1 protein-coding gene is annotated in these 14,155 nt (G+C 36.1%); it reads left to right on the top strand.

Annotated elements, in window-relative coordinates:
- The first annotated feature begins 458 nt into the window (after positions 1-458).
- On the top strand, positions 459-14,129 hold the full coding sequence (locus G3A47_RS13900; protein WP_166923294.1) for an SDR family NAD(P)-dependent oxidoreductase: 13,671 nt from the start codon (positions 459-461) through the stop codon (positions 14,127-14,129).
- Positions 14,130-14,155: the final 26 nt, after the last annotated feature.

Genomic DNA, 14,155 nt, shown 5'->3' with positions numbered 1-14,155 from the left:
AATCATGATGAGTTATTCTATTTTTTAAACTGCCTCAACTTTTTGGAGTAAAAATGTATTCTCTTGAAGTGTCAAAGTCCGTAATTTTTATGTAAAAAGTCCGTAATTCCCGGATAAATGTTGTCGTTACTTTTACGTAAAATCAATTATGCTTTGTATTACAATTAATGAAAATGTAATCAATTATTTTAAAGACATATAGATAAAAAACTAATAGTTCAGTGTACTGTTGTAAGGACTATTTATCCTTTTTTGTTGCAGAAACTTATTAATGAATTTGATGGTTACGTATGATCAAACTATAAAAAGCATAACGCTAAAATTAGTTTTGAAATGTAAAATTATATAGAGGGGAACTTGACCCCAATGTATGAAATCAAAAATTTAGCTGATTATAGTTGTTTTTTAATAATCAATGCAAGTTCATTACAATAGTAAAAAAGCAAAAAAGCATCATAATGAATACTTACTGTTTAAAAAGAGATTACTCTTTAAATATACCTCAGCTGTTGTATGGAAGAATGTCTGAGAATTGGCTTTTAAAAGAATTAGGCGATATTCATTGGGAAATGATATCAAAGGGGTTGGGAGCCCCATCAGATGCGATCTTTGATAGTAACGGGGAACGTCTTTATGCCAGTTTCGTAAGAATACAATGGAGTTGTCAAAATAATTTAGGATTAAAACCTTTTGTAGAGAACGATAAAACTGTAATTGAATCGTGTTTAGAGCAGTTTAAAACGAAGATGTTTTTAAGCAACGGAACTGTAAAGAACACTACAAGAGATACTTCTTTGCAAACTTCAATGATTTCAATTTTTTCAGCCAGAAAAAATGATGATAATCAAAATTTAGTTAAAGGCACGCCTATTCAAAAAGACGATTATAAAGTACCATTATTAAAAATTATACCCAAATATGTTAAGGCTTTCTTTAGTGTAAAGAATCAAATTTTTTCTTTGCCTTCTCCTGATGAAGAAACTTCAAACAAACATTATTTTTACGACACAGAGTTTACTATACTCACAGAACCTCTTTTTACCCGAATTTACGAAGTAGAACCTTATGACGATATAAACGGTGTAGGGCTCTTGTATTTTGCTTCTTATCCCAATATTAGCGACAAATGTGAGCGTCATTTTTTTGAAGGGCATATCCTTATCGAAGGAGAAAAGATCAATTGGGCCAGTCATGCTATTTGTATTGCCAGAGACATTCATTACTATGGAAATGCCAATCCGAATGAAAAATTAAGATATCAATTGGATCAGGCCATATTAGAAGATGATTTGACCATTCGATTAACATCATCGTTATACAGAGAAAAAGACGGTCAAATTATTGCCAAGATTTTTACGGTTAAAAAGCTAAATCAAAAAGTAGTTATAGCCAGCGAAATTGATGAAAGGTTAGAGAAAGAAAAAGAGGTTTCAAAAAAGGATATAAGAAGCCCTTTTGTTAAAAATGAAGGAATAGAAATTTCCGGAGAATTTCCCGAAGAACTTGCTGACGGTACCGTAAAAATCTCATCCGAAGAACTTTCTAACACGATTATTGGCTTTTTTAATTCGGTTTATGAAAGTCATGAAGTCAATTTAAATACAGATTTACGCAAATTAGGTGTAGAATCAATTATTTATACAGAATTGTCAGAGTATCTGAATCTGGAGTGTGGATTAAAAACAAATCCAAGTAGATTCTTTGGCTTGTATAGCATTAAAGAAATTATAGCATATTGCTTAGGAAAAACGGCTAAAGAAGAGAAAAAAAGAGAAGAGAAAAGCGAAAATTCCTTTACAGATATTGCTATAATAAGTACTTGTTGCAGATTGCCTGACGCCAATACACCGGAATCATTCTGGAAGAATCTAAAAGAGGGTATTTCATCCATAAAAACGACACCGGAGGACAGATGGGTCTGGCCGGAAGGAACTGAAAATAAATACGAAGGAATAAAACATGCAGGCTACCTAGACGACATTGACAGTTTTGATTCTTTGTTTTTTGAAATTTCGCCCAGAGAAGCACAATTAATGGACCCTCAACAGCGAATGCTTTTGCAGTTGACCTGGGAACTCTTTGAAAATGCAAAACAAAAACCAAGTCAATATAAGAAAAGCAATACCGGAGTATTCATTGGGGTAAGTGGTAGCGATTATGAACGGGTCGTGGCAGAAAACGACCCAACACAAGAGGGAACGGTTACCGGTAATGCGATTGCTCTTTTGGCCAATCGTATTTCTTATTTTTATGATTTTGAAGGACCGAGTATAAGTATTGATACTGCTTGTTCCTCTTCTTTAGTGGCTATTGCCGAAGCAGTAAAAGCATTGAAACAACAACAATGTGATCAGGCAGTAGTAGGCGGAATTCATCTGATGTGCCATCCGGCAAAAAGTATAGCGTACAGCAATGCCAATATGCTTAGCAAAGATGGAAAATGTCACACTTTTGATGCAGAAGCAAACGGATATGTGAGAGGCGAAGGAGCCGTTGTTATGCTTTTAAAACCATTACATAAAGCTCAGGAAGACGGGGATGAGATTCTGGGAGTAATAAAAAGCACAGAAGTCAATCATGGAGGTTACTCCGGAGGAGTTACGGTGCCTAATCCGGCTCAACAACAAAAACTGATTACAAGTGCCTATAAACAAGCTAATATTCCCATAGAAACAGTTAGTTATATCGAAGCGCATGGTACAGGAACTAAACTGGGAGACCCTATTGAAGTTAAAGCGCTTAGAGATGCTTTTGAGCAAATGCGAAAAGATGAATCAGTAACAAACTGGTGTAGCTTAGGGTCTGTAAAAACGAATATCGGACATTTAGAAGCAGCCTCAGGAATAGCCGGTTTACTAAAAGTGCTGTTGTCCATGCAAAACCGATATTTGCCCGCAACATTAAATTTCAGAACATTAAATCCTCATATCGAATTAGATAACAGTCCTTTTAAGATTCAAAAAGAAGGGCAAGAATGGAAATCATCTGCTAACGAGCCTCTTAGAGCGGGCGTTAGTAGTTTTGGAATTGGAGGTACTAATGCTCACGTAGTAGTTGAAGCATATGATCAGAACCTAAAATTAGAGACAGACAACTCTAGTCAATTGTCTGCTTATGTATTTGTATTATCAGCCTTAAATCAGGAAAGTCTGGAAAGATGTGCTCAGGAAATACATCACTGGATACAAAAACAGGAAACAATTCCATTAGCTTCTTTTGCGTACACCTTACAAACAACCAAAGAAGAATTTGCTGAGCGATTAGCATTTACTTATAAAGATCATAGTGATTTACTAAATAAGCTGGGAAGTTTTCTTTTGAAAGAAAAGAAAGCATCACTATTGTATTATTTAGAAAATACGAAGCAATACAAAGATATTCATAAAGAGGAGTCTGTATCTGAACAGTATATAGAGGAGCAAAATTTTGAGGCTCTGGCTATGTTCTGGAGTAAAGGAGGGATTGTAAAATGGGAGCAACTATATGATAAGGGGCAAATTTCAAAAATAGCTTTGCCAACCTATCAATTTGCTAAAAAAAGGTTTTGGATTGGGAAAAAAATTGAAATAAAAGAAAAACTAACCGGTTCAATGAACGATGTTGAAAAGCCTGAAAATGTGACTATTGCCGCTGTTCAGGATAAAACAGTGACAGCTATAGAACCGATTATTGCAGTAGAAAAAATTAAGCTTGTGCCTCTAAATCAGATAGCTGCTGTTGAGAAAGAAGTGCTGTCAGTAGCTCCTTATCAGGGAGAAAATGGGGAAGATACCGAGTTGGTATTGTCTCAAATACTGGGAGATTTATTATATCTGGAACAGGAAGAAATAAGTATAGATCAAACGTTTGTGGCCTTAGGTCTGGATTCTATTTTAGGAGTTGAATTTGTAAAAAGAATAAACAAAACTTTAGGGATCACACTCAATACATCAAAATTGTATAGTTATCCTTCAGTAAAAGAGTTAGCAAATGCACTTAAGATAAATGAATCCGGTATTGATACTAAAAAAGAGAGCTTTACTAAGATCAAGCTTCGGCCGATTGAAAGTTTTGGTGATAAGCTGATAACCAATAAAAAGGGGATTGAAGAGATATCGATTGCCCCTATAAATAAGGATTATGAAAGTGTGTTAAAAGAACTTTTATGTGATTTATTATATGTGACAACGGACGAATTAGAGTCCGAACAAACTTTTGCAGAATTAGGTCTGGACTCTATTTTGGGAGTTGAATTTACCAAGAAAATCAGAAAACAGTGGAATATTGATTTTGCTACGACACAACTGTATAGCCATCCTACTTTAAAAGAGTTAGCAGCATATTTACAAATTGCGGACAATAGTAATCCGGTTTTAATAGCCGTAGAAAGCGATACAGTTTTAGCAAGCAAAGAAAGCGATAAAAACTGCGAAGTAAAAGACCATCCTGTAAGCCAACATGCTACTATTCAGAAGGAATTGTTAACCTTGATATCCGAATTACTGTATTTGGAAGAATCCGAAATAAGTGACACACAAACTTTTGTAACATTAGGATTAGATTCTATTTTGGGAGTAGAATTGGTGAAGAAAATCAATAAAAAATGGCAGCTTTCAATGCCTACATCACAAATTTACAGCTATCCGTGTTTAGTAGAATTAAGCGATTATATAACAGTAAGTCTTGAAGCAACAGAAGCAACAGAAACAAATGAAACAAAAAAATCATTTGTACAAGACGTTGATCAGGAAATCATAAATGCGTTTGAAGAAGGAGAACTAAAAAATATTCTGGCTGCGCTTTTATATTTAGAAAGCGAAGAAGTTTCGACCACAGATACTTTTGTTTCATTGGGTTTAGATTCTATTTTAGGAATAGAATTCGTAAAGAAAATAAACAAAGAATTTGGGATACAATGCGCCACTTCTTTATTATACAGTTATCCAACCGTATCCGATTTGCATGCGTATTTGATTTCGAATTATTCCGTTAAAAATAGCAGACAAGAAGAAGAAAGTAAAACGATTAATTCTTTTTTTGTGCCAGTTGTTATTATCGGTAATATAGAGAAAGAGGGTGAATCTAGTATTGAATATCATTTAAGCGTAACAAATACCCCAAGTTTAAAAGACCACAAAGTATTTAATGAATACATCTTGCCAACAGATGCCTATGTTGAGTTGCTGTACAGTTTTTTTAGAGAGCAATTAGGAAGAAAAAGTATATCACTAAAACAATTGCGTATCTCGGAAGTTTTAATGGCCCAAAAAGATGAGGTGGTTCCGGTCTTACTGAATTTGAAAAAAGTGGGTGAAGGAATAATTCGATTTACAATAGTTAACAAAACAACGCAGAAGGTTTATGTTAGAGGGACTATTGCAGAGGACACTATTTTAATTGGTGATTTAATTGACAGACCTAAGGAATTTGAAACGAAGCTAAATCTGGAAGCTTTAACAGATTGGACTAAGGACATTTTATCTGATAGTTATTTTCAAGTAAGAAAATCTCTTGAGATTAATGGGAAATTTGCGAAAGGAGTTGTTGCTGTCACAAAGCCACAAAATAAAGCTGTTAGTTATGTGTCTCAATGGTTAGATGGGGCATTGTTATTTGCAATACAATATGCCGCAATACAGCAACGTCAGGGAAAAATTGATGGAGTTATGTATTTGCCTTATCGTATTGAAGCTATTCATATACATGCGTTGGCACAAACAGAAGTACACTACGATTGTCATATAATTTGCCATGAAGCAGCTGAGGATATGTTCCTTTTTTCAATAGAAATAACTTCGGATCAGGGTAAATTGATTACTATTAAGAACTTAGAAGTTAGAAAAATTGAGCAGAGACAATTAGCTGTATCGCAAGAAAGAAAAGCAAATGCTGAAGAATCAAAAGAAGATATCGCAAATTCTAATAAACCTATAGCAACTGATGTAGCTATTATCGGAATGTCATGTCGTTTTCCCGGAGCAGAAAACACAATTGAGTTTTGGGATAATTTGAAACATGGTATCGATTCTGTTACCGAAATAGATTCAGAGCAATGGCAAGATATCGATTGGTACAATGAAGATCCAAAGCAGCAAAAAAAATCGTATAGCAAATGGGCAGGTTTTATAAAAGATAAAGATAAATTCGATTCTTTATTTTTTGGAATATCACCTCGGGAGGCAGAAGTAATGGATCCTCAGCATCGTTTATTTTTGCAGGAATGTTGGAGAACTATAGAAGATGCGGGTTATACATCAAAAGCAATCGATAAACAGAATGTAGGCGTTTTTGTAGGAGCAAGTTCAGGTGATTATCAACAATTATTGGCTCAGGATCAATCTGAAAAAGAGGGATTTGCTTTTATGGGAAATTCTCAGGCGATATTAGCAGGAAGAATTGCTTTTTTATTGAATTTAAAAGGGCCTGCTTTAACCTTAGATACCGCATGTTCTTCTTCTTTAGTAGCTATTGACAGAGCTTATCAAAGTATCGTGTCGGGTGAGACAGATATGGCTCTTGCAGGCGGCGTAAAATTAATGTGTACTCCGTTACTGCACATTTGGACAAGTCAGGTAGGCATGGCTTCTAAGGACGGAAAATGCAAAACTTTTGACAATAAAGGAGATGGTATTGTTTCTTCAGAGGGAGTGGGCGTACTATTCTTAAAAAGACTGGATGCTGCTATAAAAGACGGGGACCATATACATGCCGTAATTAAAGGCAGTGGCATCAATCAGGATGGTAAAACCAACGGAATCACAGCACCTAACGGGGCAGCACAAGCTGTACTACAACAACGTATTTACAAACATTACAATATAGATCCTGCGACTATTAAGTACGTAGAGACACACGGTACCGGAACTAAGTTAGGGGATCCTATAGAAATTGAAGCATTAAAAATGAGTTTCGGTGCAAAATCAGCATTAGATAATAGTTGTGCATTAGGATCCGTAAAAACGAATATTGGTCATGCAGCTGAGGCTGCAGGAGTTTCAGGAGTCATTAAGACAATACTCATGCTTAAGAATAAACAGCTGGTACCCAGCTTGCATTTCGAGCAACTTAATGATGAAATATCTTTAGAAAAGTCCCCATTTTATATTAATACAACATTCAAACCCTGGCAAAATAACACCGAACATCTAAGACGGGCGGTTGTAAGCAGTTTTGGTTTTAGCGGGACCAATGCTCATTTGGTGTTAGAAGAATACCCGGAATCCAAAGCCGATAAAATTACAGCTGATGGTATTGAACAATTGATAGTACTTTCTGCCAAAACAGCATACAGTCTTACAGCTCAGGTAAAGCAAATGGCAGACTATCTTAAAGAATCTAAAGAATCTTTAAGAGCAATTGCCTATACCTTACAATTAGGGAGAGATGCTATGCAAGAGCGATTGGCAGTTATAGGGAATTCTAAAGAAGCAATCATAAATCAGCTGTCTGAATTTCTTGAGACATCAAATCATGAAGTGTTAAGAGGAACAGTGGAAAAAAGAAAAGGACCTACTGCATCTATAGCACAAGAAGAAATAAATACAGCTATCCTAAAAAAGAACTACACTACTCTGGCAAAAGCATGGATTTCAGGACTAGAAATAGATTGGAAACTTCTATATGAGAAAGAACAGATTAGAAAAGTGCAATTGCCAACTTATGCCTTCGAAAAAGACAGCTATTGGGTAGAACCTGTAAAGCAGAATGTAACAACAAAATGGAGCTTAGAAGCGGTTAGAGATCAATTACATCCATTGGTGCATCGTACTGCTTCTACATCAGATGGACACTTATATGTGAGCGAGTATTCAGGGCAGGAGATCGTTTATAAGGATCATATAGTCGATGGTCATAAAGTTTTGGCAGGAGTCGCTTATATAGAGCAAGCCAGTGTTGCTTTAGAACAAGCTACCGGACAACGAATATGGGGGCTTAAAGATATTTTTTGGCAGCAACCTCTTTTTTTAAATGCTCAAAAAGAAGTATTTACCCAAATAGGGTCAGATGCGAAAAATAACAATTATGAGATTTATACCAAAGAAAACGGAGTCATCTTAATTCATGGTAAAGGAGCTGCTATTTTACAAGAGCCATTGCAACCGGAAAAAATAAATTTAAATAGGTTATTGAGTTTAACACAGAAAAAGACCCAAGGAGAAGAATTTTATGCTTTTCTTAAAGCAAAAGGGTTTGATTTAGGTGCAAGCTTTAGAGGAATACAAGAACAGTATTCAACTCCGGAATTTTCTGTTTCCAGAATACAGTTGCCTTTACAAGCAGGTTATAAAATGCAGCCGGGTGCCCTGGACAGCGCTTTACAAAATGCACTAGGATGGATTATGATCGAGGGAGTAGTACAGCAAGCGCTTCCGTTTAGTATGAAAACATGCTATCGTTTTGCAGATCAGCTACCGGAAATATTCTGGTCATATGCCCGCAAAAGCCAATTAAACGAAACAACCCGCAAAGTTCAGGAATATGATGTAGATATCTTAGACGAGCAAGGTAATGTCTTAGTGCAATTTTTGCAATGTGTATTTCTTCCCGTAAAAGATAAAAAAGTAAAAGAGTCTGATAGTATGCCGGGTATTCAAAAAGTAGCCTGGCAAAAAGTTCCCTATCTCAAAAATTGCGACTCGGTTTATGAGCATACGATTGTATACCTGATTGGAGGAAATCCAATTTTGGCAGACGCGATCAGAAATTTTTATGAAGCAGAGATTCAATCTATAGCTATTGAAAATGAGATTTCGACCTATATTCAAATTTTTGAAGATGTAAAACGAAGACTTCATACAAAAGGAAAAACGCAGCTAATTGTATTAGGATCAGAAGAAGAATATGAGCAGTATGGTTTCCTTTCGGGAATGTTTAAAACGCTGGCCTTAGAGCATTTTAATTTTGAAGGGAAAGTAATCGCAATTGAAGATTTTTCAATTCATAATATCCATGAGATAGCTGAGCTATTAAACAAAGAACGATTTAACAATGCCGTTGAGGTAAAATATACATCTCTTGAAAGGCTGGAAAAAAAGAGTACAACATTCACCGGTACTAAACAGCAGGATAGTTTAATTAAAACATCAGGCGTATATGTGCTGGTAGGAGGAGCGGGAGAAATAGGACGTACGGTTTGTGATTATATTCTTGAAACTTTCGATACTAAAGTGATTCTTTTAGGAAGAAGCGAAGCACTTAAGAAAAGAGTGCCTGCAGGGGCCTATTATTACCAATGCGATAGTACAGATGCGCTTTCGGTAGCTAAAGTTTTTAAAGAAATTAGACAGCAATTTGTAGCAATCAATGGTATAATGTATCTCGCGGGCATTACTGCAGATGGTTATGCGAAAAACAAATCGACAGCTGCTGCTGCAAAAGTTTTAGAAGTAAAGATCGAAGGAATCAGGAATATTGATAAAGAGACAAAGTATGATGCTTTAGATTTTATGGTTTTCTTTTCTTCAATAGCGGCTATTTACGGCAATATAGGACAGATAGATTATGCGGCTGCCAATGCTTTTCTTGATGATTATGCAAGATATAGAGAAAATCAGCGCAGCATAGGAAATCGCCATGGTATTACTAAAAGTATCAATTGGCCTTTGTGGAAAAACGGAGGAATGCAAATTAATGCCGATACAGAAGCTTTTTTGCAAAAAAAATGGGGCATGCAGGCTATGCCTGATGAAGAAGGTATAAAAGCACTGAAACAAATTTTGAATTCAGATTGCGTGCAGGCTTCGGTTATCTATAAAGTTTCATCAGAGAATAACATTACGAAGGTAGAAAACACACCTAATTCTAATCGAATTTCGAGAAAAACGCTGCTGGAAAATTTAACACAACTGGCCGCTAAATTAGTTAAAATGAATCCGCTTAAAGTAATTTCTCATGTAGAACTGGGAGATTACGGATTTGATTCGATTTTATATACACAGTTTTGCAATGAGATCAATGCGCTTTATGGATTAGATATAACGCCAACATTATTTTTTAATTATCCAACTTTAGATGACTTAACAGCGCACTTAGAATCGAATTATGCTCTTTCGATGGAAGGCGGGCAACAGTTTAATGAGGAAAATGAGAACATAGCAGCTGCTACAATTCAAGAAGAGGAAAAAAATGCAGGTTCTGATCGATATTCCGGAAAAGCAGAGCAAAGAAAACAAGTTGCGATAGTAGGCATGAGTGGGCGTTTTCCCGGTGCGGAAAATGTAGATCAGCTATGGGAGCATTTAAGAAATAAAGAAGATTTAATCACAGAAGTTCCGGAGAGCAGATGGGATTGGAGAAAATATTATGGAGATCCACAACAAAAGGAAAACACTACTTTGTGCAAATGGGGAGGTTTTCTGGACGGAATAGATGAATTTGATCCGTTGTTTTTTAATATTTCACCAATAGAAGCAGAGCTGATGGATCCTCAGCAACGTTTGGTTTTACAGGAAGTCTATCATGCTTTAGAAGATGCAGCAATTGCAATCCATACGATTAAAGGAACCGATACCGGAGTTTTTATTGGAGTATCAAGTTCAGATTACTCCACTTTACTAAAAGAGCAAACGAATCAAACCGGTATGGCTCAATTTGCGACCGGTTCTGCGCATTCTGTTTTAGTAAACAGATTGTCTTATATTTTTGATTTACACGGACCAAGTGAGCCTATCGACACAGCATGTTCGAGTTCTTTGATCGCAATTCACAGAGCGGCAGAACATATAAGGAATGGTCATGGCACGATGGCAATTGCAGGAGGTGTAAATGCAATATTATCGCCGGAATTAACACTATCATTTAGTCAGGCAGGAATGCTAAGTAAAGACGGCCGTTGCAAAACATTTGATCAGACTGCAAATGGTTATGTAAGAGGAGAAGGGGTTGGAATTTTAATATTAAAAGATTTAGATCAAGCTATTGAGGATAAAAACCCTATTTACGGAATTTTAAAAGGAAGTGCGGAAAATCATGGAGGAAAAGCCAATACCTTGACTTCTCCAAATCCAAAAGCCCAGCAAAATCTACTTATCAAAGCCTATAAAACAGCGGGGATAGATCCCCGAGCAGTAAGTTATATCGAAGCTCACGGAACCGGAACACCACTGGGTGATCCCATCGAAACTGAAGGATTAAAATTAGCTTTTGAAACTTTATACAAAGATTCGGAATCCTCTTATGGACAGCAGGAGCATTGTGCTATTGGAAGTATCAAAACGAATATAGGCCACCTGGAAGCTGCCGCAGGAGTAGCAGGAGCAATCAAGGTTTTGATGGCAATGAAAAACAATAAAATTCCCGGAAATCCATTGTTGTTTCAACCTAATCATTATTTAAAGTTAGAGAATACTCCCTTTTATCTTCAAAAGGATACAACAGATTGGGAGGTAACCAAAGGACAGCGTAAAATAGCTGGTGTAAGCAGTTTTGGTTTTGGTGGAGCAAATGCGCATATCATTATCGAAGAGTATAAAGAAGATAAGCCGGTAAATCACTTTTCAGAAGCAATACCTGTTTGTGTATTATCTGCCAAAGATGCTGATGGTTTAAATCGTTTGGCAAAATTAATGACTGATTATTTATCAACTACCAGTGATGATGCTTTTCAAGAGGTATTGTATACACTGCAGTCCGGAAGGGAAGCAATGGAATACCGATTGGCATTTGTTGTAAATAACCGTAAGGGATGTATCAATCGATTAAATGAATTTCTTGAGGCAAATGATACAATACCCCATATGCATATTGGCAATAATGAAGATACTATTTCGAGTGCTGATAAAGAAGAACTTCACGATAGTATCAGCAATTGGAGTATCAATAAAGATGCAGCTACAATAGCTAAACTATGGAGCAAAGGTGCAAACATAGATTGGAAACTTTTATATGAAAATAAAACACCTCAGAAAATTCATTTGCCTACCTATCCTTTTAAGAAAGATCGCTACTGGTTTGTTGCGACAAGAAATCTAAATGAAACTGGGGCTAAGTCTTGTGAAAAAGAGCATCCATTAGTAGAAAAAATGGTCAATGAGACTACTTACGAAAGTGTTTTTTCCGGAACAGAACCCATTTTTGCTTCCCATAAAGTAAATGGAATAAATGTGTTGCCGGGAGCAGCTCAAATCGAATGGATTCGCGAGGTAGGAAATCGATATAAGAAACAGGCTGTGACCAGAATTACAGATGTGGTCTTTAGGGAGCCTATTCAGGAAAATGATAATAAGTTAGTTGAAGTTGTTGTTGCGTTAGAAGAAACTAAAGAAGGATTGACCTATAACTTTAGAAAGAAATCAGATCCAACATCCATTTACAGCAATGGTATTATTCAATACGATTTATTACCGGTCACAAAAGCCGTAACCATAGATCATATAGCCTTGCGATTGCCAAATAGTTTAAGTAAACAGGAGTACTATAAATTGCTGGACGATAAGGGAATCACTTACGGAAAACATTTCCAGGGGATTCAGGAAATTATGTATTCAGATAAGGAAGTCTTAACACAAATCTATTTGGCAGAAACGGAAGAGAAATATATGCTTTCACCTTTTTTATTAGATAGTGCAGTGCAAACCGTCATGGGGCTTAGTTTTGGATTTGATAAAAAGAACCCTACCAAACTTCCTTTTCGTGTTAAAGAGGTGAGAATCTATAAAAAATTACCACAACAATTTTGGTCCTATGCTAAGAAAATAGAGCCAACTAATGGAGAAGCACTTCCAACATACGATGTAGATTTAATAAATGAAAATGGTGAAATCTTAGTTCAATTTGAAGGTTTTGTCGCTTTAAATATAAAAACGACACCTATTGCAGAACAGCAACCTTGCTCAATAGAAGACTTGATGTATGTTTCTGAATGGAAAAGAGAAGCTCTATTTAGGCAGGAGGAAACTCCGAGCGGTAATGCTCTAATTATTTCTTATAAAAATAATAACAGTAAGATCGCAAACGAATTAAGAGCGTACTTAATGCATAAAAACATAGCCATTTTCTATTCTGATGATTCGTCTGAAATACCGGAAGAAATTACGGATGTATATATTGTTCATGATGCTCCTGCAGCTCATACCTCTTCTATATTAGAAACATTCTGGGAAAGCAATGAATTAGAAGTTTTTAAACAGCTTAAGAAGTTATTATCGTCTCCTTATGCACATAAAGATTTAAACATAACGGTTTTATCAGATCGTACACAAAAAGTATTAGCAGGGGATAAAGTACAATGTCATGGCAGCGGAATTTTGGGATTAATGAGTTCCTTAGCCAAAGAACAAAGCAACTGGAACGTTCGTATTATCGATGTAGATGCCTCAAATAAAATAACGCCTTCAGATATCATGCAGTTGTTAAAAATACCGTATGACCCTAATGGAGAAATTATAGCGTATCGCAATCAAAACACTTATATAAGAGATCTGTATCCTTTAGAAACACAACCGATTACAAGCAAATTTAAAAAGGGAGGTGTTTATGTAATTCTCGGAGGTGCAGGTGGGATCGGGAAAGTTACCTCAGCCTATTTGGCAGAAAAATATCAGGCTCAAATAATTTGGCTGGGACGTAGCCCGGAAAATGAAACAATTCTAAAAGCACAGGAAGAAATAGCACAATGGGGGCCAAAACCGGTCTATATACAATGTAATGCAATTTTAGAAAATGAAGTAAAAGGGGCGTATCACAAAATCAAACAGATATTTAAAAATATTAATGGTGTATTTCACTCGGCATTGGTACTTAGAGATAGCTTAATTCATCAAATGGACGAAAGTACTTTTGTTGAAGTGTTTGAATCTAAAGCAACATCGAGCCACTATTTAATTGATGTATTTGCCCGGGAGTCATTAGATTTTATTTGTTTTTATTCTTCGATGCAATCTCAGGTAAATGCTTTGGGACAAGCAAATTATGCCGCTGCTTGTATGTACAAAGACAGTTTTGCCTATACGGTTCAGCAAAAGTTCAATATCCCGGTACAAATCATTAATTGGGGGTACTGGGGATCAGTAGGTGTAGTAGCTTCAGACGGATACAGAAATAAGATGGAACAATTAGGTATTGGCAGCATTGAAGCCGATGAAGGAATGGCAATTTTAGAAGAAGTTATCGCACAAGAACACCAACAAGTTATCGCTGCAAAATTTATTTAAAAGCCTAAGACCATATTAATTGAAAG

Source organism: Flavobacterium poyangense (assembly GCF_011751075.1).
GTDB lineage: Bacteria > Bacteroidota > Bacteroidia > Flavobacteriales > Flavobacteriaceae > Flavobacterium > Flavobacterium poyangense.
Note: the sequence above shows the minus strand (reverse complement) of the source record. Positions and strands in the feature narration are given on the sequence as shown.